The 25,990-nt window shown below is 67.5% G+C and carries 20 protein-coding genes and 2 pseudogenes; 11 read left to right on the top strand and 11 right to left on the bottom strand.

The window, feature by feature from the left end:
- Positions 1 to 212 precede the first annotated feature (212 nt).
- Entirely contained in the window at positions 213 to 716 is a 504-nt protein-coding gene (locus ABD374_RS34480; protein WP_344501091.1) for a cupin domain-containing protein, read from the top strand.
- Positions 717 to 1,412: 696 nt separating this feature from the next.
- On the opposite strand, the pseudogene ABD374_RS34890 reads toward ABD374_RS34480, so the two are convergent.
- Positions 1,413 to 1,544 (bottom strand): annotated as a pseudogene (locus ABD374_RS34890) (transposase family protein); the annotation flags it as partial.
- A 289-nt stretch (positions 1,545 to 1,833) separates the two neighbouring features.
- Here ABD374_RS34890 and ABD374_RS34470 point away from each other — a divergent pair.
- A pseudogene (locus ABD374_RS34470) lies at positions 1,834 to 2,334 on the top strand (helix-turn-helix domain-containing protein); the annotation flags it as partial.
- A gap of 223 nt (positions 2,335 to 2,557) precedes the next feature.
- Here the strand turns inward: ABD374_RS34470 and ABD374_RS34465 are convergent.
- From ABD374_RS34465 to ABD374_RS34455, 3 genes are all read right to left on the bottom strand, one after another.
- Entirely contained in the window at positions 2,558 to 3,733 is a 1,176-nt protein-coding gene (locus ABD374_RS34465; RefSeq protein ID WP_344501089.1) for a serine hydrolase domain-containing protein, read from the bottom strand.
- Positions 3,734 to 3,902: 169 nt separating this feature from the next.
- On the bottom strand, positions 3,903 to 4,427 hold the full coding sequence (locus tag ABD374_RS34460) for a DUF6262 family protein (protein ID WP_344501087.1): 525 nt from the start codon (positions 4,425 to 4,427) through the stop codon (positions 3,903 to 3,905).
- Positions 4,424 to 4,843 carry a hypothetical protein gene (locus tag ABD374_RS34455; RefSeq protein ID WP_344501085.1) on the bottom strand — a complete coding sequence of 140 codons (420 nt, stop codon included), beginning with the start codon at positions 4,841 to 4,843 and terminating at the stop codon, positions 4,424 to 4,426. The genes ABD374_RS34460 and ABD374_RS34455 overlap by 4 nt, the downstream gene beginning before the upstream one ends.
- A gap of 514 nt (positions 4,844 to 5,357) precedes the next feature.
- Between ABD374_RS34455 and ABD374_RS34450 the strand changes: the two genes are divergently transcribed.
- Together ABD374_RS34450 and ABD374_RS34445 are read left to right on the top strand one after the other, a co-directional pair.
- Entirely contained in the window at positions 5,358 to 7,799 is a 2,442-nt protein-coding gene (locus tag ABD374_RS34450) for a HelD family protein (RefSeq protein ID WP_344501083.1), read from the top strand.
- A gap of 65 nt (positions 7,800 to 7,864) precedes the next feature.
- A complete protein-coding gene (locus ABD374_RS34445; protein ID WP_344501081.1) occupies positions 7,865 to 9,109 on the top strand; it encodes an MFS transporter in 1,245 nt (414 codons plus the stop codon).
- A 98-nt stretch (positions 9,110 to 9,207) separates the two neighbouring features.
- Here ABD374_RS34445 and ABD374_RS34440 read toward each other — a convergent pair whose 3' ends face one another.
- From ABD374_RS34440 to ABD374_RS34410, 7 genes are all read right to left on the bottom strand, one after another.
- Positions 9,208 to 10,161: an ATP-grasp domain-containing protein gene (locus tag ABD374_RS34440; protein WP_344501079.1), complete on the bottom strand. Its 954-nt coding sequence runs from the start codon at positions 10,159 to 10,161 to the stop codon at positions 9,208 to 9,210.
- 39 nt (positions 10,162 to 10,200) lie between these two features.
- Entirely contained in the window at positions 10,201 to 10,617 is a 417-nt protein-coding gene (panD, locus tag ABD374_RS34435; protein ID WP_344501077.1) for an aspartate 1-decarboxylase, read from the bottom strand.
- Positions 10,618 to 10,700: 83 nt separating this feature from the next.
- Positions 10,701 to 11,348: a methyltransferase gene (locus ABD374_RS34430; protein WP_344501075.1), complete on the bottom strand. Its 648-nt coding sequence runs from the start codon at positions 11,346 to 11,348 to the stop codon at positions 10,701 to 10,703.
- Positions 11,349 to 11,379: 31 nt separating this feature from the next.
- Positions 11,380 to 12,714: a hypothetical protein gene (locus tag ABD374_RS34425; protein WP_344501073.1), complete on the bottom strand. Its 1,335-nt coding sequence runs from the start codon at positions 12,712 to 12,714 to the stop codon at positions 11,380 to 11,382.
- Entirely contained in the window at positions 12,711 to 13,892 is a 1,182-nt protein-coding gene (locus ABD374_RS34420; protein WP_344501071.1) for a hypothetical protein, read from the bottom strand. The genes ABD374_RS34425 and ABD374_RS34420 overlap by 4 nt, the downstream gene beginning before the upstream one ends.
- A gap of 68 nt (positions 13,893 to 13,960) precedes the next feature.
- Positions 13,961 to 15,319 carry a DUF6002 family protein gene (locus tag ABD374_RS34415; RefSeq protein ID WP_344501069.1) on the bottom strand — a complete coding sequence of 453 codons (1,359 nt, stop codon included), beginning with the start codon at positions 15,317 to 15,319 and terminating at the stop codon, positions 13,961 to 13,963.
- Positions 15,320 to 15,649: 330 nt separating this feature from the next.
- Positions 15,650 to 16,693 carry a methyltransferase gene (locus ABD374_RS34410; RefSeq protein ID WP_344501067.1) on the bottom strand — a complete coding sequence of 348 codons (1,044 nt, stop codon included), beginning with the start codon at positions 16,691 to 16,693 and terminating at the stop codon, positions 15,650 to 15,652.
- A gap of 259 nt (positions 16,694 to 16,952) precedes the next feature.
- Between ABD374_RS34410 and ABD374_RS34405 the strand changes: the two genes are divergently transcribed.
- Genes ABD374_RS34405 through ABD374_RS34375 form a run of 7 tightly spaced genes read left to right on the top strand, consistent with a single transcriptional unit; the run spans position 16,953 to position 25,936 of the window.
- Complete coding sequence (locus tag ABD374_RS34405; protein ID WP_344501065.1) at positions 16,953 to 18,113, top strand: glycine amidinotransferase; 1,161 nt, start codon at positions 16,953 to 16,955, stop codon at positions 18,111 to 18,113.
- Positions 18,114 to 18,152: 39 nt separating this feature from the next.
- Positions 18,153 to 19,355 carry a cytochrome P450 gene (locus ABD374_RS34400; RefSeq protein ID WP_344501063.1) on the top strand — a complete coding sequence of 401 codons (1,203 nt, stop codon included), beginning with the start codon at positions 18,153 to 18,155 and terminating at the stop codon, positions 19,353 to 19,355.
- A 24-nt stretch (positions 19,356 to 19,379) separates the two neighbouring features.
- A complete protein-coding gene (locus tag ABD374_RS34395) occupies positions 19,380 to 19,577 on the top strand; it encodes a ferredoxin (protein WP_344501061.1) in 198 nt (65 codons plus the stop codon).
- A 29-nt stretch (positions 19,578 to 19,606) separates the two neighbouring features.
- Positions 19,607 to 20,749, top strand: a complete 1,143-nt coding sequence (locus ABD374_RS34390; RefSeq protein ID WP_344501059.1) for a glycine amidinotransferase — start codon at positions 19,607 to 19,609, stop codon at positions 20,747 to 20,749.
- A gap of 56 nt (positions 20,750 to 20,805) precedes the next feature.
- Positions 20,806 to 22,107 (top strand): cytochrome P450, encoded by a 1,302-nt coding sequence (locus ABD374_RS34385; protein WP_344501057.1) that lies wholly within the window; start codon positions 20,806 to 20,808, stop codon positions 22,105 to 22,107.
- Positions 22,104 to 25,190, top strand: coding sequence for a non-ribosomal peptide synthetase (locus ABD374_RS34380; RefSeq protein ID WP_344501055.1), 3,087 nt, complete (start codon positions 22,104 to 22,106; stop codon positions 25,188 to 25,190). The genes ABD374_RS34385 and ABD374_RS34380 overlap by 4 nt, the downstream gene beginning before the upstream one ends.
- A complete protein-coding gene (locus ABD374_RS34375) occupies positions 25,187 to 25,936 on the top strand; it encodes a thioesterase II family protein (RefSeq protein WP_344501053.1) in 750 nt (249 codons plus the stop codon). The genes ABD374_RS34380 and ABD374_RS34375 overlap by 4 nt, the downstream gene beginning before the upstream one ends.
- The last annotated feature ends 54 nt before the right edge of the window (positions 25,937 to 25,990 follow it).

Here is a 25,990-nt window from a genome sequence, read left to right as displayed (position 1 = left end):
GCTACCAAGGGGCCCTGCCTTCATGCACCCACCACCGGAAGATCACCCCGGCGGGAAACCCGTTCGACTCACACGTTCCATGACCGGTTGAGACACGGCTTCTCACCCTGAACCAGAGACCTGCAAAAAACGCCCTACCTGATCGACCGGCACTGCCACCGGCTCACCGACGTGAAGCCGACACATCGCACCTACGCCTTCAGAATGCAGGCATGACCGACGCACCGAACCGATCGTCCACGGCCCGCTCCCCCCTCGTCGACCTGCTCGGGCTGCAACCCCATGTGGAGGGCGGCTGGTACCGGGAGACCTGGCGCACCGAAGGCGTCGCCGCCCCCGACGGCTGCCCCGGGGACCGGGCCTACGCCACCGGCATCTACTTCCTGCTGCACCCCGGCGAGAGCTCGGCCTGGCACCGGGTGCGTTCCGACGAGCTGTGGCTCTGGCACCGGGGCGGGGCGCTACGGCTCTCCCTGGGCGGACCGGGCGAGCGCCCCGGGGAGACACCCGAGCAGCTGGTGCTCGGGGCGTCGGTGGAGACCGGCGAGCGCCCGCAGGTCCTGGTCCCGGCCGGCCACTGGCAGTCCGCCGAGCCGCTGGGCGACGAACCGGTACTGGTCTCCTGCGTGGTTGCGCCCGGCTTCGCCTACGAGGACTTCGAGCTGCTGGAAGGCGACCGGGAGAGCCGCCGGGAGGACGGCCAGCGGGAGGGATGAATGACCGGAGCCGTCGCCTACGAGAGGTGAGCGGCGGCTCCGGCGGGATGCCGTGCTGGAGGACCTGATCCCACGCGACGGTGCCCGAAGGCTTGAAGGTAACGTCGAACTCCACCGGGGCAAGACGCGACCGCGACCGGGCCGGGCCGTGTGCGGATGGCCCGCCGGCCCTGACGGCTTCCGGCGCCGGGCTGGACCACCGCCAGGAGCTCCGGCCCGATCCGCGGTGGGTGTGGTCGGCGCGGGAGGGTGCCGGAGTCCGGGCGAGCCCCCATACTCACCGACGCAGCGGATTTTGGCGTGAGTGCTGTTGTCCCGTCGCTTCCAGCGCTTGAGCCGACGGCCGCGGAAGGGAACTCGGATGTGGCGGCCGACGCCTTGGTATGCCTTGTCCGCCCAGCATTTCAGCCCTGCGGCGGCGAGCGCGTCGACGATCCCGTGGCTTCGGGCCGCGGTGAGGTCGTGGGTCGAGGATGTCGGCGAAGCCGGCCTGGGCAGCCTTGGCCACGTAGAACGCGGGGTGTGCATGGGAGCGGTGGTTTCGGGCTTCCGCGGCGGAGGAGACCATGTTGACCACGTCCGCACCGACAGAGGGATCCTCAGGCGAACGCTCTCGGTTTCGGCGTAGGCGAACCAGTCTTCCAGGGTGCGCAGACGCAGTCCGGGTCGGTCCGGGACGGCAAATCCGCGGACTGCGAGCAACGGGCGGACTTCCCGGATCGCGCCGGAGACGGTGGAGCGGTCCACCCCGTACAACTTGGCCAGCGCAGCGTGCGGCAGCTGGTGGCGCAGGTGCACGAGCGTGACCAGGAGCCGGTCGGTGAACACCAGTCGTTGCTTCGGACCAGCGCCGGCGGCGCGCCGCCGGTCTCCACCACGGCGCTCGCGCAGCGCCGACTCGCGGGCGGCCTTCCCCTTGGGGGCGAGCTCTTCGAGCAACTCGCCGAAGTATGCGCGGGAGACGCCGGACAGAGCAGGATGGGTGTCCAGCAGCGGCTCGGAATTCTCGCCCTCGCCCGGCTCTTCCGGTGGACCGTTCCGGATTCGGTAGGGACTCGATTCCGTGAAGGCGGATTCAACTGGCCGTCGCAACACCTTGTACGCATGGAGATGTTGGATGGTACGTCGTCAGCAGGCAGCGGACCGGGCGGTGCGTCCGAAGCTGAGGTCTCCGGGTCGTCCGAAGTATCAGCGTCATGTCGAGGCGGCCTTCTGGACGGAGATCGCCAAGGGGCTTCTCGCCGAGGAAGCCGCCGTTGTCGTCGGCGTGGCGCCGGCGGTCGCGACGCGTTGGTTTCGCCAGCGCGGGGGCATGCGACCGTTCGGTTCGAAGCCATCCTCGGGCAGGTATCTGTCGTTCTCTGAGCGAGAGGAAATCGCGTTGCTCAAAGCCCGGGGCAAGGGTGTGCGCGAGATCGTTCGAGACGTCGGTCGTAATCCAGGCACGATCTCCCGCGAGCTGCGACGTAACGCCGCCACAAGAAGTGGGAAGCTCGGCTACCGGGCTTCGGTGGCGCAGTGGAGAGCCGGTATGGCGGCCCGGCGTCCGAAGACAGCGAAGCTGGTCGCCAAACCGAGGTTGCACGCCTACGTCCAGGAGAGGCTGTCCGGCCAGATCACCCCTGAGGTCTCTACCGAACCCGGAACGGTTCAAACCGTGTGGCGCGAGGCGAGTGGAGACCACTTTGTGCAGCTCAGGGCCGGTGTTATCGACAATATCGTGTGCAACACGTGTGGCGCTACTTGCGATTGGAGCGGCTGTCCGACTTCCTGAAGAGTAGGCCGCGGTCACCCGGCCAAGCACGAACGGTCCGAGCTTCACCGCGGTGCCGAATGCATGTTCAGGTGGCGCGGCACAGGGCGTGGTCGATGAGGTTGCGCAGTGCGTCTTCCTGACGGGCCGCGGTCTGCGGGTCCGCGGAGCGGCTGTGCGCGGAGACGGAGATGGTGCGTCGACCGTCCATAGTCGTTGCTGCCCGGATGACGTAGCCGAAGCCGCTTCCTCCATGCCCGAGGTAACCGCCGCCGCAGGACAGGGGCGTGAAGAACAGGCCCAGGCCGTCCCGGGTGCCTTCCGGGTGACCGCTGTCCTGCGGCACCGGGACAGTGGTCCGCATGGCAGCGAGTTCGGCGGGCTTCAGTAGCTGTCCGCTTGCCAGTGCGGCGAAGAAGCGGTTGAGATCGCGGGCCGTGCCAGTCATCGAGCCGTCGGCCCCGCTGTCGAAGGGACGGTAGGGGATCGTGGTGTCGACCATCGGGCCGTCCATGGTGAACTGCTGGTAGTTGGCCGTGTGCGGATGCGGAAGGAAGGGCCAGGTGCCGGGGGTGTCGGTGTGCTGCAGGCCGAGCGGGCGCAGGATGCGGTCGTAGACCTGCTGTTCCCAGGTGCGGCCTGTGATCTTCTCGATGATCATCCCGGCGAGCACGTAATTCGTGTTGGAGTACGCCCAGCGGGTGCCTGCAGGGAAGGCAGGTGCATGGCGCATGGCCAGGTCCACCAGCGCTTCGGGCTCGTAGGCACGCCACCGGTTGGCGAAGTAGGTCTGGGTACCGGGGTCGGGGAAGACATCATAGATGTAGTCGGACAGGCCACTGGTGTGCTGCAGCAGGTCGCGGAGCGTGATGGTCCGGCCGTCGTTTCCAGCACCGGACACGACCCCGGGCAGCAGCTGCTCCACCGTCTGGTCGAGGGAGATCTGTTTTCCGCCCACCAGTTGCAGCATGACGGTGGCGACGAACGTCTTGGTGGTACTGCCCAGACGCAGGAAGCCGTCCTTCGGAACCGGGCGGCCAGTGACCAGGTCCCCCACCCCGGAGCGGGCGGTGACCGTCCCGCGCGGGGTCTCCAGGCGAACCGCTACCCCGGTGACCCCGGTATCCCGCAGTGCGTCGGCGTCACGCTGCACAGACCACGCTGTGCCGGATGGGCGTGGCGCGGCCGAAGCCGCAACGGCCGGCAGAGATGACACAGCCAGCGCCAGCACCGCGGCTGATAACCACGAACGACGAAAGATCATGATCCGAGGTTAGGAACAGCAAGGGTCACCAGCCATCCGGGATACGCCCCATTTTGAACGGGTGCCAGCCGGATGGACATCACGCCAGGCACCCACCACAACCACTGGCTCCCCCTGTCTGGTCATGCTCCTGAAGAGCAGAAAGACGTTCCGCCACAGCGCCGTTGGCTCAGCCGCGTTGGTTCAGAGCTCTGGTCAGGTCCCGGTCGGTCGCCCCCGCGGCATCGAGATCGGCCCGGGCCTCCTCCAGTGCGGAGGAAAGTTCGACGTTGTGCTGCTCCAGCCTCGTGATCTTCCGCTGGAGCTCGTCGATGTCGGCTGGGTCTTTGAGCCCTGACTCGTGCCATGCCTGAGCTCCCAGCGCCTGCGACAGTCGTTTCTCCAGTTGCTGAATGCGGGCGGACAGGCGGGTGTTGCGGGCCTGGGCGTTGGCGAGGTCGGCTTGGAGCGAGGCCCGGCTCACTGGCGAGCCGCCGGCCGAGTCCTGAGCTCGCGGTTCGCGTTCGGCCGCGTGGACAGGTTCGAACAGGTCGCGGTGGCGATAGAGGAACGTGCGGTCCACTCCCGCTTGCCGGGCGATGGCGGAAACGCTGATCGGGGTGCCGTTCCTGGTGGCGTTCTTGATCGCGGTGGCCACTCGCCGGCGGCGACGCTCGGAGTTGGCCTGCCGGCCGTCTCGCATGGTGGGGCTCATGGGAGCCTCCAGGGACGGACGTCGGGCATGGGCTGAGCGATTCGCGGCATGCCGAGCATGACGGTGGGGCTTCGGCGGACCACGGCGACGGCTTCCTCGATTTGGGAGCGTTCCCCGGGTGAGAGGTCGTCGAGGTCTGCCTTGACCCGGTTGATCAGGCGGCGGACCCGGCGGATCTCTTCCTCGGAGGGCGCCGCTTCGCTGCGGGCCCAGTCGTCGGCCTCGAAGGCTGACATCAGCCGTTCCCGGCTGCGGAGAAGGTCATCGAGGTATCGGACGTTGTTGCCGAACGCACGGCGGGCCATGTGAGGGCCCACCTTCCGCGACAGCTTGGCCCGCTTGCCCAGGCGCTCGAACAGCTCGCCCGTCGCGTCGGGCGTCATGGGGGCGCCCAGCGGTTCACGGAACAGGTTCACCAGCAGTGGCCCACCACACCAATGGTGTCCGTCACAGCGGAACAAGCGCAGTCACGGCCTCAGCCACGGCCGGGCGGGCACCGGGCCCGGCGAGGAGATCACCGGAGGCGTGTCGCCTGATCTCATCGGGACGTGTTATGATGCCGTGCAGTACATGATCGTTGGGCCTTTTGCTTCAGCGCGACGAGGGCGCACCACCCTCGCTCCGGATTCGTACTGAGTTGATGAAGCCGCGCAGCGCACACGCTCCAGCTCTGCCTCCGCTTTTGGATGTGCCGCAGCGGACAGCGCATTAAGACGCAGCAGAACAGCACGCCCGCTTCCCGGCATACGGGAAATCGCGGTCTTCTCCGGTCGGTATCTGTCTCCCCACCCTGGTGGGGAGACAGATACCGACCATTTTCATGTTTGGCACCGGCAGTACGTCGATGCCAAGACGTCACCTGTCCCGACCGCAGCAATGCTGCGACACACCAGGCTGGCGTGTGCCGCGGCGCACGTCGGTCCCTTCGCCATGGAGTCCTTCATGCCGTCTTCTTCGCCGGAGCGACCGGCCCAGCAGGTAGATGTTCAACGTGAGCAGAACCACCTGGACCTGCTCCACCATCGGATGGATGTCCTGCGTGAGGAAATCGGGCGGGAGCTGCGCACGGTGCTGCGCGAGTCCATCAGCACTGCCCAGGGCCAGGTGGAGCGCGGGGTCATGGCGGGACGGCTCTCCCGACAACTAGCCGCTATGGAGGCTGCCGAGAACGGTCTGTGCTTCGGTCGGCTTGACCGCGTGGTCGGCGACCGGCTCTACGTCGGGCGGATCGGCGTGCCGGGCGTTGCGCCGGAGGACGACCCCCTTCTCATCGACTGGCGTGCTCCTGCCGCCCGGCCGTTCTACACCGCCACTGCTGCAGCTCCCCAAGGTGTACGGCTGCGTCGCCATCTGCACACTCGGAATCGCCGCGTCCTGCGGGTGGACGACGAACTGTTCGCCGACATCTCCACCGTTCCCGAGGACATCCAGCTGTCTGGCGAGGCCGCACTGCTGGCCACCCTGCGAGAGAACAAGACGGGCCGGATGCAGGACGCCGTCGCCACCCTTCAGACCGAGCAGGACCGCATCATCCGATCGCCGCACGCCGGTGTCTTGGTCGTCCAGGGCAGCCCTGGCACCGGGAAGACCGTTGTTGCCCTCCACCGCGCCGCCTACCTCCTCTATACCCACCAACGCCTCGAGCGGAGCGGTGTCCTGGTCGTAGGCCCCAACTCCGTCTTCCTCGATTACATCGGCCAAGTCCTGCCCGGCCTCGGGGAGACCAGTGTGCTGCTTTCGTCCGTCGGCGGGCTGTACCCCGGCATCCTGGCGCGGGCCGAGGAGCCTCCGGGCGCTGCCGAGATCAAGGGCCGACTGGACATGGCCGACATCCTGGCGACGGCCGTACGAGCTCGGCAGGCGGCCGTTACCGGCCCGGTCGACGTGGCCATCGGTGGTGAGTGTATTCGGCTGAAGCGTCGATTCCTGGCCGATGCGGCGGCCCGGGCCACCGAGGGGGGCGTGCAGCACAACCTCGCCCGTCCCGCCTTCCGCGAGGCTCTCTTCGACGAACTGGCCGACCGGCTGGCCCGTGTCATCGGCGACATCGAGGCCGGTTTCGAGCAGGTCCTGGCCGGCCAAGTTGACGTCTCCGCCCTCGAACGCGCCGTACAGGAGGATCTGGCCGGTGTATTCGGGGATCACGTGTCCGCATACGACTTCCGGGCGCAGGAACCTGTCGAATTCGCCGACCGCAAGGCCAACTGGCTGGATGCGCTGCCTCGCGACCCGGCGGCCCGCAAGCTGATGGACTCACTGTGGCCTGTCCTTACCCCGGAGCGGCTGCTGACCGAGTTGTTCTCCGACCCGGACCGCCTCGCTCAATCGGCGCCGCAGCTCACCGAGGCCGAGCGTGCGCTGCTGCTGCGCGAGCCGACGGCGCCCTGGACCGTCTCCGATGTGCCCCTCCTCGACGAGGCGGCTGAACTGCTCGGTTTCGACGACGGTGCCGAGACCGAGCGGGAGTCAGCGCGGCGGGCCGCCCAGCACGACTACGCGCAAGGCGTCCTGGACATCGTGCGCGGTTCCCGAGGCGTGGGCGGAACGGTGGATGTGGATGAACAGCTGCATGCCGCCGACCTGGTCACCGCCGAACAGCTTGCCGGATGGCACGCGTCGGCCGATCTGCGCACGGTCGCGGAGCGGGCAGCGACCGATCGGTCCTGGGTCTTCGGACATGTCATCGTCGACGAGGCGCAAGATCTGTCGCCGATGACGTGGCGCCTGCTGGTGCGCCGCTGCCCCACCCGCTCCTTCACCATCGTCGGCGATGCGGCACAGTCCAGCGACGCCGCCGGCTCGACGTCCTGGCAGCAGGCACTCGAACCTTTCTTCGGGGCGCGCTGGCGGCGGGAGGAGCTCACCATCAACTACCGCACCCCCGCGGAGATCGTGTCAGCCTCCCGCCAGGTGCTTAAGGCGATCGCCCCGGACCTCGAAGCGGCGCGGGCGGTCCGTGACGGGGCGGCTCCACCGCGGTGCGAACGCACCTCCCCCGAGGAGTTCCCCGCCCGACTGGCAACGGTGGCGGCCGAGGCGGCGCGCGGTGGCGGGGGTATCCGTGTTGCCGTGATCGTTCCGTCCGCCGAGCTGGAACGGCTCGCCACTGCCATCGCCGCGGAGAGCCCGGGCACCTCCTGGGGCACTGATGTCGATCTGGAGCAGAGCCTCGTCGTCCTCAACGTCCGGCAGGCCAAGGGGTTGGAGTTCGACTCCGTCGTGGTGGCTGATCCCCAGGGAATGCTGGACGGCGCGCCACGGGGCCTCAGTGACCTCTACGTGGCGCTGACCCGAGCCAGTCAGAGCTTGCACGTACTGCATCCTGGCCCACTGCCGGATGTACTGAAAAACCTTATGCAGGAGACAACTTGACCAGCTGATGCGTCAAGCCGACCGATGCACCACTTCGCTGCCGCAGAAATGAAACCGATATCAACATGTCAACTTCACAGGTCGTTCCACTCCGCCGTATCGCCGGATTCCGAAATTTCTGGCTGTCACGTGTCTTTTCCGGCCTCGGGTCGGCTGTCACCACGGTCGCCCTTCCCGTCCTGGTCTTCCAGGAAAGCAAGTCGCCTCTGCTGGTCTCCCTGGTCGCGGCCGCCGGAACCCTGCCCTACCTGGCCTTCGGCCTGATCGCAGGCGCGGTCGCGGACCGCGTGGACCGGCGCACCTTGATGATCGCGACGGACTGCCTCAATGCCCTCTTCCTCGCGTCGATTCCGGTGGCCTGGGCCATGGGGGCGCTGACTGCGGGACATGTCGTCGTGGTGGCGTTCCTGTCGTCCACGCTCGCCCTCTTCTTCGATGCGGGCCTGTATGGCTTCGTACCGGACATCGTCGGAAAGGACAGTCTGGCCCAGGCCAACAGTGCGATCTACGGTGCGGAGACCGTCGTCCGTATTGCCGGCAACGCCCTGGCGGGCGGGCTCATCGTGCTCTTCCACCCCGCCGGTACGCTCGCGCTCGACGCCCTGAGTTTCGTCGTCTCAGCGCTCTTCATCAGGGCTGTCGCCGGTGTCGCGCCCCGGTCCGCATCCTCGGGCTCCAAGCGGCCCGGGTTCAAGGAGTCCATCAGCCAGGGGCTTCGTTTTCTGATCGGTCACCCCACGCTGCGGATCATGACGGTGGTCGGCACGCTCCAGTCGTTCTCCGGCGGCGCTATTGTCGGTCAGTTGGTCGTCTTTGCCGACCGTGTGCTCGGCATCCACGGCTCCGACGGGCGGATCGGTCTGCTCTACATGGCCTGGAGCGCCGGTGGAATCGGCGGGTCGCTGCTGCTGCCCCGGCTCCGGCGACGCTTCGACGCCTTCCCCCTGTTGCTCTGGGTGCTGCCGGCCGGGGCTCTCCTCGGCCTCGTTGTCGTCCTTACCACCATCTGGTGGGTCGCACTTGTGGCCCTGGCAGTGTGGGGAACGGCGTACCTCGTCGTCCTGGTGAACACGATGACCTACTCCCAGGAAGTGACGCCGTCCGAACTGCAAGGCCGGGTCAACACCACCCGCCGGATGCTCTCCTCGGGTCTCGGCGTCCCGCTCGGCGCGGTGGTGGCAAGCACTGTCACCGTGTACGCCGGCATCAGGGCCGGGATGGCCACGGCCGTCATCGCGATCGCCCTGGCCGCCGTGGTCGTCTGGACGGTACGGCTGGGTCGGCTTCTGGGACCGTCCCCGAAGGCATAGGCCGCGGAAAGCCGGTCCGGGCCGCGCCTGCTGATCAGTAGGCGCGGCCCGGACCGGCTTCGGGCCGGGGCAGGTTCGCCCGGACGGAACGCCCCTTCTCAGCGGCGGGGCGCCGCCGCGTCGAACCGCCGACGGATCCAGCCGAAGAAGGCATCGGCCACCTTGCCGAGCTCCGGCTCGGGCATCATGGTGAAGCCGCCATGGGCTGTGCTCCATTCGTTGAGCACCGGACCGGAGTCCGTCATCAGCCAGTCGATGCACATCCATTCGGCCCGCAGGTCTTGCGCCATGCGACCGCAGAAGTCAGCGACCTGCAGGTGGTCCTGGTTCACCTCTATGGTCCCTCCCTGACTGACGCTCGCCAGGTAACCCCCAGGCCGGGGACGGCGAGTCAGGGAGGACACGACCTCTCCGTCGGCGACGAATACGCGCATGTCACCGTGGTGCTCGACCAGCGGCTGCACGATGTACCCGGCCCCGGTGTGGGCGACGATGTCGATCGTCGCGGCGAGCTGCTGATCGGAATCGACCCGCAGTACACCGTAACCCCCGGTCATCTCGCGCGGCTTGACGACGTAGGGGCCGTCGCCGAGTTCACGCCGTACTTCAGCGATCACCCGGCGGGCGTACTTGCCGGCTGGCACCGTGATGGTTCCCGCAGTCGGGATGCCCAGCGAGCCGGCGTGCTGGAGTTGCGCGACCTTGTCGCGCTCCAGGTAGTCGGGGCCGTCGAACGAGCGGTTGAGCAGGACGGAACTGCTGGCCTGGATGGTCCGGTAGATGGCGCGCAACGCCTGCAGCCCCTGCGGATCAGTGGCCATGTCTTCGACTATGTAGCACTGCAGCTGCTCCAGGAGGTCCTCACCGCGGTAGCGGAGTTTCGGCCCACTCACGGAGGCTGGTACCAGCTCCGCTGCTCTGACCACCCGGAAGTCGAAGCCGCGGGGGTGGGAGAGCACCGAGTATCGCTGTGTGATGCTTTGCTCGAATGCCTCCACTTCCGTCGGATCCGCGTCTTCGGACTCGTATATCCATGTGATCATGGGGTTCATGCGCCGCATGTCCTTCTCTCGCTGGTAAGGGGCCGTCCGCTACGGGGACACATGGTTGCCGGGGCGGAGGCCGAAGCCGTCCGGCACCTCCGCGGGATCGCTGCCCTGGCTCACCACCTTGTTGTGCCCGTCGACGAAGACCACCCGCGGCTTAAGAGAGCGGGCCTCGTCCTCCGTGACCATCCCGTACGCGATCAGAATGACCAGGTCCCCGGGGCTGATCAGGCGGGCGGCGGCACCGTTGATGCCTATGACCCCGGAATCGCGGGGTCCTTCGATGACATAGGTGGTCAGCCGGGCACCGTTGTCGATGTCCACGATGTCGACCTGCTCACCCGGGAGCAGGCCGGCCGCTTCCATCAACTCCGCACTGACAGTGACCGAACCGACGTAGTGAAGGTCCGCCTGGGTCACGGTCGCCCGATGGATCTTGGACTTCATCATGGAACGCAACATGGCGCGGTCCCTCCTTGCGCTGTCATGAGATGAGTTGGCGTTGATCTCGAACGGCCGTGATGGCGGGCGTCGACGGGCGGGTCCTACGCGTCGGGGATCGTGGGCAGCTGGGACCAGAGGAAGTAGTAGTCCTCGTAGCCGGGCCCGCACGCGAAGGCTCCCACGACCTCCAGACCGGACTTCTCGACCATGTCGGTGAAGTCCTCAGGGGTGGAGAACCGGTGATTCTCCTGGATGACGATGGATCCGCCGGGCCGCAGCCGTTGCGCCGCCTCTGCGTAGAAGCGGCGGTGGATGGCCCAGTCGGTGTCCTTCCAGATGAGCGCGGAGTGGGCGCGCTGGTAGTCCGAGGTGGCCGCGGTGGCGTTGACGTGCGGCGGGTTGCCGACCATCAGATCCCAGCGCAGATCTTCGGGTACATCGCCGAATCCGTCGGACAGGTGGAAGCGGACCTTCCCGTGGAGACCGTTTTCCTCGACTGTCCGCTCGACGGCGGCCTGGGCGTCGGGGTTCACGTCGCCCAGGTCGAGCGTGTCGCACAGGCCCGCCGCCAGGAGGGAGAAGCCGATGAATCCGGGGCCGGCACACAATTCGAAGACCGACCCGACCCGACCGAACCGGGACCGGACGAAGGGGTCGTAGGCCCGGCCGAAGGTGTTGCCGCCGCCGTCGAGTTCGGCTGTGTAGGACACGGATACCGGTCCGTAGCGGGCCTGGGAGTAGGTCGTCATGCCGTCTCCTTCCGAGGGAGTCGAATGGGAGTCATCGGAGCGCGAGGGCCACGTTCGACAGGGCCCCGTGACCGTGGATGCTGACCACTCCCTCCCGGCCGGGAGGGAGATAGCGCACCATGCAGCCGGCGTCCCGTTGATCGAACAGAAAGGGGCTGAAGACGGGCGCCACATCGGCCTCGTAACTGCCGCAGCCGTCCTCACTGGCAAACTCCATCCGGCACGGCGCGGGTTCCACCCGTTCCTGCACGATGTGGTCTTCCGCTGCGACGGCCGAGGTCACCGCCGCGTGCCAGGTTTCCGGCCGGCATGAATGGCCCACGAGGACCTGTTGGCCGCTCATCCCGATGGCGGGTTTCAGCACGAAATCCTCCTGCCGCTCCAGCAGCAGATTCGGGAGCGGCACCACTCGGCCGTGCCGTTCCACCGGACGGTCCGTGACTACGCGCGTCCACGGCAGGTACCGATCGACGATCGCTCTGTCCTGGTCGGTCATCCACGGCTGTCCCTCGGACACCCAGCCGAGTACCTTCTTGTTGGCGATCATGTAGGCGGTCTGGCTTGCGATCAGGTGTACGCCGGCGTCCAAGGCCGCCCGCACGGGAGTGAGGTCGATGCCGTGACTGCGCCATTCGAGGATGGTGAAGTGGCGCAGACCGAGCTGGTAGCGCGGTGTGCCCGGCAGGCCCAGCCCGTCAAGGAGGTCCTCAGGCTCGAAGATCTCGGCCTCCAGGCCCCGACGGCGCAGGGACTCCGCCTGTATCTCGAAGTAACGGCTGGGGCGTCCTCCGAGGTCGCGGAGCGTGCCGACGATCGCGACTGCGGGTCGTACATCCAGAGCCCGAACGGCGCGGACGAAGAGGTCGTCACGCACCGAGAGTGGATTGACGGCGCGGAACGGCATCCGCTCGGGACCGCCGAACGCCGCCACCCATGCGGCGGTGTGCAGCGCGGTGTCCACCACCCCGCCGATACCGGAGCCGATGTTGAACTCCACGAACTTGGGGCCTGTGGAGCTCACCATGACGTCGGGGCGGGCGATGGAGGTGGCGTAGTCCTCCTCCGCCGGCCCATTCATGACGAGGGGATACATCTCCTCGTCCGCCCCGAGGGCGTCGATCCTTCCCGCTGCCGTGGGGGCACTCTCCAGCAGCGTCCGGCGCAGCATCCGCAGCAGCGCCGCGGTGGCTGTCATCAGCTCGTTGTAGGAGGTGTGCGGCAGCATGACGGGGCGCATCGATACGGCGGTGGGTACGACGTGAGCGTATTCACCGTCCTCCACCCGGGTCAGCTCGTGCTGTACGGCAGGCAGCTCCAGCCGCGTGCCGAGCGGCGGGGGTGCGGTGCCGTACCAGGGGATGGTCATGGACGCACCTTCCTCGTGGGGTGCCTGGCCGCACCGGTGAGGAACTCATCGAGGTCCACCTCGTGTACGGCTGTCACTCCCGGGGACTTGGCGGAGTAGTCGAACCGGGGCGCGCGCTGGGCATCGCGGAAGTAGACCCCTTCCAGGAACCCGTCCGGGTTCTCGGCCAGTACCGGGTTGGCGACGAGGAAGTCCCGTACTTCGGGGGTGTCACGGCGGACCTGGAGCCATAGCCGCTTGTTTCCGAAGTGGTTGGGCGGCATTACCACACTGGTGCCGAAGCGCCGTTTCCACTGGTAGGTGCCCTTGCTGAGGAAGGGCTCGGTCCCCTGAAAGTCGAGGCGGCGCACACCGTGGCGGGCACACCAGTCGATGAGAAGGTGGTAAATGGCCTTGAAGGCGCCCCTGTCATAGTGTTCCTGCGCCCCGTCGAGCACGCCCAGCAGGCGCAGGGTCACGGTCCTCGAAGCCCGGTCCCAGTGGCAGAGGGCTCCGCCGATCCTTGCGTTGCCCTCGGAGAGGACGAACATGAGGCCGCCGCGGAAGAGACACTCGTAGGAGACTTCCTTGGTCTCCGTGCGCTCCCGGCTCCCGTGGCGTTGGAACATGGTGGGGCGGTAGTAGCGGTCGTAGAAGCGGTCGAACCAGGCGGGGTCTCGGTCGAGTCCCCAGTTCCAGGCGTGTTCGCGGAGGCTGCGGTTGAACTGCTGGCGTTCCCGCTTGGAGATGCGCTGCCGGGCACTGTCGGGGTCTCCGTCGAAGTCGATCACGAAGTGCACGCGCATCGGCACGATGAGGGAGGCCTCGCGCGGCAGTTGCCGTGCCCGCGCGGCGCTCGTGCCGACGATGACGATGTCCGCCTCGGGCAGCCGCTCGGGTGCCCGGAGGCCGGCTCCGGTGAGCCGCCCTGTCGAGCGGTCGACTCGGTGATGGTCGGCGTCACGCCGGAGTTCGGTGAACTCCAAGGTGTACGCGAGGCCTTCGGCGAGGCCCGCATAGCTCACCGACAGACCGCCGACCTCCGATCGGACGGCCGGGAATTCGGCTCGGTCCCGGGTGTCCCAGGCTGTTCGCGCGGCGGTAAGTGCCGAGTTGCCGCTGTTGCGCCAGTGGTAGCCGGTATGCATGCGCAGCCGCTGGTGCAGCGGAGAGCGCGGAAGCGGGGCGGCGGAGGGCACGGAGGACCACCTTGGCATGTCGTCGGGCGATGGGAGCGGTAGGGGGGTACAGCGCCTCGGGGCGATGGTTACGAAGACGCTGTGGCATTCAGCACCACGTGCCGCAAGTCCTCGGAGTTGGCCACGGGGTGCAGGTCACGGACGGTCAGGTGGCCGTAGTCCGTGGCGGAGTAACTGCCGGAACCGTGCACGAGGATGTCGTTCTCGGGCACGAGTCCTCGGTCGATCGCATTGAGAATGCCGGTCATCGCCATGGCGAGTGACCACTCCCGCAGCGCGGTGGGGCTGGCGGGCAGGTGCACGTCGGCCTCCCGGAGCAGTGCGCGCACCTGGCCGTAGCGATTCAGGCACTCGGCGAGCGAGACGACGATGCCGCCGCCGCCTTGGGTGCGGATGAGTTCGTTCATGCGGGGGGAGGTGGGTGGATTCCTCGTATAGAAGGTGGGGTCAAGAGTCTCCCGGGGGTCCCAGGTCTCCGTGGGGTACCGCGGGTCGGTCTCCTGCCTGTACAACCCCGTCGCGTCGTCGAAGGCGTACGCCGGAAGGTTGCAGGTGTCGGTGGAGTCGTCGTTGTACAGGCTGAGCACCATGTCGGGAGCGCCCAGATGTTGTACCAGGAAGTAGTGGGGCGGTACGGTCCGGGAACGGACGTCCGCGGGGAGCCGGCTGCGGCCGTAGGCGTGGCCGAGGAGGCCGTAGGCGCTGGACACTGCGTGCACGTGCAGCCGGGGGTCGCCGGGTGCCGCGGGAAACAGCTCGGTTTCGGCCAGGGCCCTGACCACGTCTGCGGCCAGGTAGTTTTCCAACCGCAGCGTGTACCAGAGGTTGGTCTCGCATTCCTTGCCGATCACGTCCCGGAATTGGTCAACTAGTCCGAGCGCGATGGTCTTCACCGTTCCGGGCTGCTCGCCGCTGTAGACCGCGATCGGGTTGCGTGCACGCAGTTCGGGGTCGGTGAACAGGTCTGAGGTACGCAGCTTGGCTACCGAGCCCTCGGGGACCACCACGATGACGTTGAGCTGGTCGGCGGTGACCAGGCCGGTCCGGACAGCCCGGAGTACCGCGTCGCGCATGGCGATGGCCTTGTTGGCGGAGGACGGAGTGACGATAGTGACGCGCTCTCCGGTGTCCTGGATGTAGCGGATCGCCCTGGCCACGATGACCAGCGACGCGAAGGTCTTGGTCGTCATGGTGGCCGGGTTCCGGGTGAGGTCGAGCAGTGCGAGGCGCCGGCCCTGGTACGAGGGCATCTCGGCCAGGGCGAGACCGGAGACCGCGAGGTACTCGTGCATGGCCGGAGTGAGTTCGGGCAGTTCGACACCCGGCGTGAAGCCGTCGGTGCCACCTCGTGCCTCGTCGCCCAGAAGGTCCCGCAGTGCCGCACGAATCTCTTCGTAGTACTGGACAAGAGCGTTGTCGAGAACCACTCTTCCCACCCCTTTCGGATAGTCTCTCCGGCTGCAGACCGGCATGCTGTGCTGACGGATTACCGCCGGTGATGGGGGCGAAAGTCCGGCATGCCCCCCACTCGGAGTCGGCCTTTCCTGTGGGCCCTCACTTCATCGCCGAGCCGATCCATTGCGTAAAGCAACGGGCGACACGTTCTCGAAAACGCCGTCGGGAGCCCATTTGCAATGGCGAGAAAGAGCACCGCTTCAGGAAATTGCGCGCCATTTTGCTGCTTGACCCATGAGGGCGGCACGGGCCGCAGTCTGGTGGACCTGCAGCCCGCGCCACCCGCCGCCATGCTTTATGCGTTAGGGCTTGGTGCCGATGTGGAAGCCGTGCTCGTAATCGAGTCCGGATACGGTGCTGGGGTTCTCGAAGCCGACCTCGGTCAGCCAGCGCTCGAAATCTTCGGCCGGGTATGCCATTCCGGTGCCACTGGCGAGGATGTTGAAGTAGAGGCCGAGTCGCGCACCGTAGATCCCGGTGGTCTCGTCATCCGTGACGTTGTAGTCGTAGATGAAGATCCGGCCGCCGGACGGCAGTACGTCGTAAGCCTTCCTGAGGAGGGTGACGATCTGCTCCGGGGAGAAGATGCCGAGGACGTGACTGAAGAGCACCGCGTCCGCGCCCTCGGGGAAGGGTGTGTCGAAGAAGTCACCGGTGACGAGGTCGATCCGGTCGAGGTACTTCTGCGCTTCCTTGCCGTGGGCGAGCTGGGACACACTCGGCTGGTCGAAGACGGTCGAACGCAGCTGGGGGTAGCGCTCGAGCAGCCGGGCGGTGGTGGTGCTGTCGCCGCCACCGATGTCCAGCAGGTGACTTACCGTGCCGAACTCCTCGCGTTCCACCAGGTCGTTGATCGAGGCCAGCGTGAACGCCGCCATAGCCTTGTGGAATACGGCTTCCAGTTCGGGGTTGCGGGTGAGCCGCTTGTAGAGCGTCGGCTCGTCGCCGGGGTAGCTTTCCAGAGCGGTGTTCGTGCCGGCCTTGAGGGCCTTGGTCATCTGGCCGAACGCCGGATAGTAGATCTCCTTCCACCCGATGAGGGTATGGGCCCAGCTGTCCGGCTCGTCGGACGCCAAGAGGTCCTGGGCGACCACGGAGTTGCGGTACTTGCCGTCGGTCCGCTGCATCAGGCCGGCCGCACAGACGGCCTGGAGCAGGACGCGAAGCTGGTGCGCCGGAACGCCGGTGAACTCACGGATGGTTTCGAAATCTGAATCCGGGTTTTCCGACAGGAAGATGAAGATGCGCAGTTCTGCCGCAGTGGCAGCGGCATTGAACAGGGCCGGCGCATTCATGAGGAAGTCGAACTGCTGGTACTCCGGGCCACTCTTTTGCTGGCTTGGCATTACTTCGAGCCTCCGCGTCCCGGAAACCTGTGGGTTCCGGTTGATTCGGTACGTATCGGGCTATCTCGTGAAGCAGCTGCTACGCCACGGCAGTATTGACGTCCTTGTCGCGGACAGTCAACAAGATCACGATGTGGCGCAGGTAACATTTGGACCGTCAGATTCGGCATTGCGCCAGGTCCGTGGCTCGTGCAAGCATGAACACCGTCCGCCTGCATCACACTTGCTCGTTATCTCGATTTACGTACGGGGATCGGCGATGTCGCTGAATAGCTATGACGAATGGTCGCCACTCAAAGAAGTAATCGTTGGCTCGGCCGAAAATTATATTTCACATGAGCGCGAGCTTTCTTTCGAGCTCTTTTTCCACGACAATATCGCCGGGGACAACGATGCTGCCCGGCTTGAGTGGTACTACCCACGCCTGCGTTCTCGCGGCGGAGCGGCGCCCTCCGGCGGCACGCGGGTTCCGGTGAAGCCTCGCTACGTCGCCGAGCTGAACGAAGACCTGCAAGGACTGGTCGACACCCTCACTTCGCTCGGGGTGACGGTTCACCGGCCGACCGATGTCGACCCTTCGACGGTCGAGATGCGGACCCCGGCCTGGTCCGCCTCGGTGGTGCCGGCGTTGAACATCCGGGACAACACCCTCATCGCCGGTGACGAGATCATCGAAACCTCTCCGATGATCCGCTCCAGATATTTTGAGACCCAGTTGCTCAAGCCGGTGTTCCAGGAGTACTTCCGGCGCGGCGCCCGCTGGTCGGTGATGCCCAGGCCACTGATGACCGACGCCTCGTTCGACCTGTCGTACGCGCGCTCCAGCAGGGCCGGCGGGCCGATGGAGCCGATCGAGGACCCTCAGCCCTCCAGGTACGACGTCGGGCACGAGATGCTCTTCGACGCGGCGCAGTGCCTGCGCTTCGGTCGTGACATCGTGGCCAACATCTCGACGCGCAACCACGAGTTGGGCGTCGACTGGCTCGAGCGGCATCTGGAAGGCCGGTTCCGCATCCACCGCGTCCACAAACTCAGCGACAGCCACATCGACAGCATGGTGCTGGCGCTGCGCCCGGGAACGCTGCTGTGCCGCTCCGAGGCGGTGCTGGACTTCCTGCCGGAGCCCCTGCGGAAGTGGGACGTCATCATCCCCCCGACGCCGGAGACGTACGGCTTCCCGCAGTACGAGGACGACGACCTGATCCTCACCAGCCAGTACATCGACCTCAATGTGCTCTCCGTGGGCCCGGACACCGTGCTGGTCAACGAGGCCTGCCCCGAGCTGATGCGCAAGCTCGAGCGGCACGGCTTCACCGTTGTCCCGGTCCGCCACCGTCACCGCCGGCTGTTCGGCGGCGGCTTCCATTGCTTCACCCTGGACACCGTGCGCGAGGGCGGGCTCGAGGACTACCTCGACTGAAGCGTCCGCAGCCCACCTCGCACCGAAGGAGGTCTTCCCTTGTCTGCGGAAATCGTGTCCTCGCACCCGACCGAGCGCAGCCAGCCGTTCGATCCGCCCCAGGAACTGATGGAATGGCAGTCCAGTGAGCCGCTGCGGCGGATGAGCTACCCCGACGGACATGTCGGCTGGGTGGTCACCAGTCATGAGCTGGCCCGTGCGATGCTCACTGATCCCCGGTTCAGCGCGCGGTCGGAGTTCAAGCGGGCACCGGTGGACCGGCCGGGCACTGAGTCGTTCTTCGGTGTACCGGCGGCACCCGGATGGCTGGTCGACATGGACCCGCCGCAGCACACCCGGCTGCGACAGCAGCTGGCGGGCCAGTTCACCGCGCGCCGCATGCGGGAGCTGCGTCCCAAGCTCGAACGAATCGTGGACGAGCAGCTGTCCCGGATGGAACGCCTCGGTCCGGGAACGGACTTGGTGGAGTCCTTCGCGCTGCCCCTCGCTTCCCAAGTGATCTGCGAGCTCCTGGGAGTTCCGTCCCGTGACCGGGCCGAGTTCCAGCGCACCAGCAGGGTCCTTTTCGACCTCCGGTCGACCGCGGCGGACACGTCTGCGGCCCTGGAGCGGCTGTACGGCACCATCCGTAAGACCGCCGCCGGCGGCAGGGCGCCGGACGAGGTGCCCGGGCTACTGCAGGCGCTGGCCGAAGACGGGACCCTTGATGCGGAGGAGATCGCTGGAGTCGGGGTTCTGCTGCTCACCGCAGGGCACGATTCGACCACCGGATCGCTGGCGCTGAGCGTGTTCGCCCTGCTGTCCCACCCCGAACAGCGCGCTCGGCTGACAGCCGAACCGGCGGGCACGGACAACGCGGTGGAAGAGCTGCTGCGCTATCTGACGGTCTTCCACTTCGGGGTCCCGCGCACCCCATTGGAGGACCTGGAGTTTGCGGGCCAACAGCTCAAGGCAGGGGACTCGATCACCGTCTCACTGTCCGCGGCCAACCGGGACCCACGATGGTTCCAGGACGAGCCGGACCAGCTGGACCTCGGGCGGCGCACCACCGGACACGTGGCGTTCGGCTACGGCATCCACCAGTGCCTCGGCCAGAACCTGGTCCGGATGGAGATGCGTACGGCCCTGCCCGCGCTCTTCCGGCGCTTCCCCTCGCTCGCCCTGGCCGTACCTGCCGAGGAAGTCCCTCTCTCCACCGACATGAGCGTGTATGGAGTGCACCGTCTGCCCGTCAACTGGTGACGCCGACCACAACGGAGAACCGACGTGCACGTGTCCGTAGATACGCAACGCTGTATCGGGTCTGGGCAGTGTGCCCTGGCCCTGCCCGAGGTGTTCGACCAGGACGACACTGACGGCCTTGTCATCCTGCTCGATGAAACACCGCCCCGCGAGATGCACGACGCAGTGGAAGAGGCTGTCAGCCGCTGCCCGGTGCAGGCCATCGCGGCTGCCGACTCCTGACGCCAACTGCCCAGAAAGATGCCGCTGATATGCGACTGAACAGTTTCGACGACTTCACTCCGCTGAAGGAGATCATCGTCGGCTCCGCGGACGGATACGCCGACCGCATCCTCGACCTTTCCTTCGACATGTTCATCAGCGACAACCTGTCGGGTACCCGCGGCTACTTCCCGAGCCTGTCGACATGGCGCGAGAGCGAGGCGAGGGCCCGACGCAACGAGCCCGACCGCCTGGCGCTCAAGGAGCGCCTGCTCACGGAGCTCATCGAGGACGTGGACGGGGTGGCCGAGCAACTGGAAGCCCTCTCCGTGAAGGTCTACCGGCCGGTCAACCCGGCCCCCGATCTCACCAAGGTCACCACCCCGGCCTGGGACGCCACGGTGGTGCCGCCCCTCAACGTCCGCGACAACACCCTGATCATGGGTGACGAGATCATCGAGACGCCGCCCACCCTGCGTGACCGGTACTTCGAGAACCAGTTCCTGAAGCCCGTGTTCATGGACTACTTCGCCCAGGGTGCGCGGTGGACAGCCATGCCCCGGCCGGTCATGACGGACGCCTCGTTCGACCCGGACAACGACAACGCGGCACCCAACATCGAAATGCCGGAGAACCCGCAGCCGTCACCGTACGACGCGGGCGTGGAGCTGATGATCGACGCCGCAAACTGCCTGCGACTCGGGCGGGACCTGATCGTCAACATCTCCAACGCGAACCACGCCCTGGCCTGCGACTGGCTGGAGCGGCACCTGGCAGGTCGCTTCCGCGTGCACCGGATGCACAAGCTGACCCAGAGCCACATCGACAGCGTCGTGGTCGCCCTGAGGCCGGGAACCCTGCTGGTCCGCTCGGCAGACGTCCGGGACTTCCTGCCCGCGTCGCTGCAGAAGTGGGACGTGATCGTCCCGCCGACCCCGCAGATCGACGACTACCCGCAGTACCCGAACGGTGACCCCATCCCGCCGAGCCCGTACATCGATCTCAACGTCCTGTCCATCGACGAGAACACGGTCATGGTCAACGACGCCTGCAAGACCCTTATCCGGACGCTCGAGGAGCACCGTTTCACGGTTGTTCCGGTCCAGCACCGCCACCGTCGGCTCTTCGGCGGCGGCTTCCACTGCTTCACCCTCGACACGGTCCGGGCCGGTGGCGCCGAAGAGTACATCTGAGCCGCTCCAGCGGAGCCGTCCAGGTGTGTCCACGCGTGGCAGAGAGAGGCTGACGAATGCGTATAACCTCGGGCGGTTCGGCCGCCGAGGACGGCCCCGGACCGGACCTCTCCGATCCGCAGTTCTACGGCACCGGAGACCCACACCCGGTGTGGACGCGGTTGCGTGCCGAAGATCCCGTCCACCGGCAGTGCCCCGTGGGCGGAAAACCGGAATTCTGGGCCGTCACCCAGCACGCGGACGTATCACGGGTGCTGGCCCGGCACGATGAGTTCACGGCATCACGGGGCAACATCCTGACGACGCTCGGGCAGACCGACAGAGCCGGCGGAAAGATGCTCGCGGTCACCGATCCGCCACTGCACAAGCGACTGAAGGAGCCGTTGGCCCCGCACCTGGCCCGGCAGCCCGTCCGCGCATTCGAGCCCGCGCTGCGGGAGTTTTCCCGGCGGCTGCTCTCTCCTGGAGCCCACCAGGAGACCTGGGACTTCGCGGCCCAGGCGGCGTTCTACCCGATCGCCATCGCGGGGCTGCTGCTCGGTATCCCGGAGTCGGCCTGGAACCAGTTGAAGCACTTCACCTACGCGGCGGTGGCGGAGTCCGACCCGGACTACACCACCCCGGGTTCCTCCCGGGCGAAAGTGTTGAGCCGGGCCCATGCCGAGATCTTTCTCTACTTCCACCGCGAGGTGTCCCGGCCCGGACGGGCGGATGCCGACGACCTCATCGGGGCGCTCCTGCGCGCCGCCCCGGACCGCGAGGCACTGAGCCGCGAGGAAGTCATCCTCAACGCCTACAGCCTTCTGATCGGTGCGACCGTCACCACGTCCCACGCGGCCAGCGGAGGTCTCCTGGCACTGCTGGAGAACCCCGCTGAGTACAGCCGGTGGCGGGAGACGGGGGACACGCCCACGCTGGTGGAGGAGATCCTGCGCTGGACCTCACCGGCCAACCACGCGCTGCGCCACACCACCGGTGAGGTACGAGTCGGCGACCGCTGCATCGGCGCCGGGCAGCCCGTCACCGCGTGGCTGGGGTCGGCCAACCGGGACGAAAGCGTGTTCCACGAGCCGTTCCGCTTCTCGGTGGACCGAAAGCCGAACCGCCACATCGCCTTCGGTGTCGGGGCCCACCGCTGCATCGGGGCGCATGTGGCCCGGCTTGCCCTCACCGTTCTCTTCGAGGAGATCGCCAAGAACTTCGAGCGGTTCGAACTTGCCGGAGAGCCCCGCCACCTCCACTCCACGTTCATCGCGGGTATCAAGAGCCTGCCCGTTCGGACCGTACTGGGGCCCGAAGGCGGCGGCCTGCGAGACCTGATGCCACTCGGCGAAACCACTACTGAGGAAGCACTGTGACGACCCCGGCAGATCCGACGACCGCACCGCACGAACACGGACCCGACCGCACTTCACACCCGTCCCACCACGTGTTCCGGTGCCTGCGGATCGAGGGCGGTTTCGATGCCGAAGCCGCATGCAATGCCCTTCGCCTGCTGACGGCTCGTCACACCACGTTGCGCACCCTTTTTCCCTCGTCTTCGGACAAGCCCGTGCCATCGCTGCCGGCCGCGCCGGACCCGACACCCGTTGACTTCGCCGAGCTGCAGGTACCGGCGACCGAGGCGGTCGAGACGGCTGTGCGGGAGGCGGCCGTGCCCTTCGACCTGACGCGCGGCCCGCTGCTGAGGCTTCGTGCGCTGCGCATCTCCGACCGCGAGCACCTCCTGCTGGCCGTCGCGCATCGCTCGCTCCTCGACCCGATCGGGCTGGAGATCTTCCTCGGTGCGCACGCGGACGCCTACACCGCGATACGCCGAGGCGAGCACGTTGCCGACGCGGAGGCCCCCCAGCCGCTTCGCCCCTCCGCCGAGCAGGCGGCCGAAGACCGCGCGTACTGGCAGACCCGGGCTGCGGCCCTTCCTGTGCTCGACTTCCCCACGGACCGGCCACGTCTGCCCCGGCTGACCCGCGGCGGCGCGGTGGAGCGCTTCGTCCTGTCGGCTGACCTCACCGGGAGTCTGTGCGGACTGTCCGCAACCCCGGACGGCACCGCTGCCGTCTATGCCGCCACCGCCGTGCTGCTCGCCCGCCACACCAGCCAGCCGACAGTCCCTCTCCTGGTGCCGGTGCGACCGTCCCCGGACGACAGGGGCGCCCTCGTCGGCCGGCCCGAGACCGACGTCGTGGTGACCCTGCGGCTGGACAACGACCCGACGTTCCGGGAGCTGGTCGCCCAGGCCGAGGCCGAACTCACTCTGGCACGAACGCACGTGTCCGCCCTTCCGCCCGGCGCGCTCGCCGAACTGACCGGGGAGTGCGGGGACCCGGGCCGCCAGGCGGTGCCCGCCAAGGCAGCTGTCCGGAACGGGACCGCCGGGCTGCCGGACTACGCAGGCGCCTCGTGCAGCCTGGTCGATCTGCATCTGGGCACGGCGGCGCGGGACCTCACCTTCGTTTTCGAGCTGCGCCAAGGTGAGTTCCACGGAACGCTGGAGTACGACACCGATCTGTTTGCCCCGGTCACCGCCCGGCGGTTGGTGCGTCGCCTCGAGCACTTGCTCACGGCGGCCGCGCAGAAGGCCGACGCCCGCGCCGCGGCCCTGCCCGTGCTCCCGCCCGAGGAGCGTGATCTGGTGGTTTCGGCCTGGAACCGGACGGAGCGCGACTTCCCGCGCGACCGCACCACCGCGTCCTTCTTCGAGGAGCAGGTCCGGCGCGATCCCGCGGCGACGGCGGTCGAGCACGAGGACATCACGCTCACCTACGGGGAGCTGAACGCGCGGGCGAACCGCCTGGCTCACCAGCTGATCGGGCTGGGCGTGGTTCCCGATCAGCCCGTCGGCCTCTGTCTGCCCCGGTCGGTCGACATGGTCGTCTGCCTTCTCGGCATTCTCAAGGCCGGGGGCGCTTACCTTCCGCTCGATCCCGGTTACCCCGCAGGGCGGCTCGCCCATGTGGTGGAGGACGCCGGGGCCCATGTTGTGGTCACGGACACGGAGCACGCGGCCGCTTTCGAGGGCACACTTGCCCGTGTGCTCCGTCGTGACGAGGGGGAGCTCCCGGGCGGGAACGTCGAACGCCTCGAGACCGACCCTGTGGTTGCGGCCACAGCGGAACACCTCGCCTACGTCCTCTACACCTCGGGTTCCACGGGTGCTCCCAAGGGGGTGGCCGTCTCGCACCGGGCTCTCGCCCGACTCGTCAAGGGCGCGGACTACGCCGAGCTCGGCCCGGACGAGGCGCATCTGCAGTTGTCACCGCTGTCCTTCGACGCGTCGCTGATCGAGCTGTGGGGGGCGCTGCTCAACGGCGGCACATTGGTGCTGCCGCCCTCCGGGCTTCCGTTTCCCGATCAGCTCAAGGCCGCGCTGCAGCGCCACCGCATCACGACCCTTCTCCTCGTCTCGCCCCAACTGCACGTGGCGGTTGAGCAGTTCCCGGAGGAATTGGGGCGTCTCCGCCAACTGCTGGTGGGCGGTGACGTGCTGTCACCGGCCAGTGCGGCCCAGCTGCTGCCCCATCTGGGCGACACGCGCTTCCTCCATGTCTATGGGCCCACGGAGTGCACGCTCTTCGCGACCTGGAAGCCCATCGAGACGGTCGACACCACCCGTGCCACCATTCCCATCGGCCGTCCGATCGCCAACACCCAGGCGTACGTCCTGGACGAGGACCTGTCGCCGCTGCCCGTCGGGGTTCCCGGGCACTTGTGGCTCAGCGGCGACGGGCTGGCGCGCGAGTACCTGGGCCGGCCCGAGCTGACCCGCGAGCGTTTCCTGCCCGATCCGTTCGGACCTCCCGGAAGCCGTCTCTACCGCACCGGTGACCTGGCACGCTGGTTGCAGGACGGCGACCTGGAGTTCCTCGGACGCAGCGACGACCAGGTCAAGATCCGTGGCTATCGCATCGAACTGGGCGAGCTGGACGTGGTGCTGGCCGCACACCCGGACGTCCGCGCAGTAGCCACCACGGTCCGCGACGACGCGCCCGGCGGACAGGCCTTGGCCGCCTATCTGGTGGGCGACCGACGTCCCAGTGACGCGGAGCTGAGGGAGCACCTGGGCTCCCGGGTGCCGGGCCATATGATCCCGGCGGCCTTCGTATGGCTCGACGAGATCCCTCTGACCACGAACGGAAAGCTGGACCGGAAGGCCCTGCCCGCCCCGGATTTCGGCACCAGCGCCGTCCCGGGCGACGGACCGCGCAGTTCGCTGGAGGCGCAGGTTCTCGGCGCGATTGCCGAAACCCTGGGATGGGAGGCCGTCGGTGCGGAGGACGACTTCTTCGAGCTGGGCGGCGACTCGCTGCTGCTGGTCGACCTGTTCACCCGCCTGGAGAAGCTGGTTCCGGACAGCGGCCTGAGCCTCCTCGACCTCATGGACAACCGCTCCGGCGCGCGCATCGTCGCGCTCATCGAGCGATCGCGAGGCGGCGCGTGAGCAACAGCACGACGCCCTGGATCCTCAGGAGGTCCGGGACCGGCACGGATGGCGAACGCCTCTTCTGCTTCCCGCACGCGGGAAGTGGCGCGAGCGCCTTCCGGCCCTGGCTGGCACGGCTGCCGGCCTCGGTCGAGTGCTGCCCGGTGCAGCTCCCCGGCCGGGAGAACCGGGTCGCTGAGCCGATGCCGGACACGATGGAGGAACTGGCCGACCGGGCCGTCCGGGCGCTTGCGCCGATGCTGCGTCCGCCATACGTCCTTTTCGGGCACAGCTTCGGCGGACTGCTGGCGTACGCGGTGACCAGGCGGCTGTACGAGCTGGGGCATCCGCTGCCACGGACACTGCTGATCTCGGGCGCCCGGCCGCCGCATGTCACCGCGGAAGACTCGTACCACACCCTTCCCCACGACGAGCTCCTCAGCCATGTGCGCGCCACCAACGGAATAGCCGAACCTCTTCTGAAACACGAGGAGTTCGTGCGCAGACTCCTCGAGGTGCTCCGTCGCGACCTGAGGATCGCCGCCGAGTACCGTCCCGCGCCCGGGGCGGTGCTGCCCTGCCCGATTCAGATCTTCGCGGCCGACGACGACCCTGTGGTCCCGCCGGCGGTCATGGAGGGCTGGCGTGAGTACGCGGGCGGGGAGTTCGGCATGGAACGGGGCCCCGGCGATCACTACGCGGTCTACGACGTAACCGGCGGCCTTTTCACCGCGATCGTGCGCACCGGTCTGGCCGGCGGCTGAGCGTGTGCGACAGCGCGACGAACACTTCGCCGTGACGACAACGATGAGGAGACA

The organism is Streptomyces enissocaesilis (genome assembly GCF_039533765.1).
Lineage (GTDB): Bacteria > Actinomycetota > Actinomycetes > Streptomycetales > Streptomycetaceae > Streptomyces > Streptomyces enissocaesilis.
Note: the sequence above shows the minus strand (reverse complement) of the source record. Positions and strands in the feature narration are given on the sequence as shown.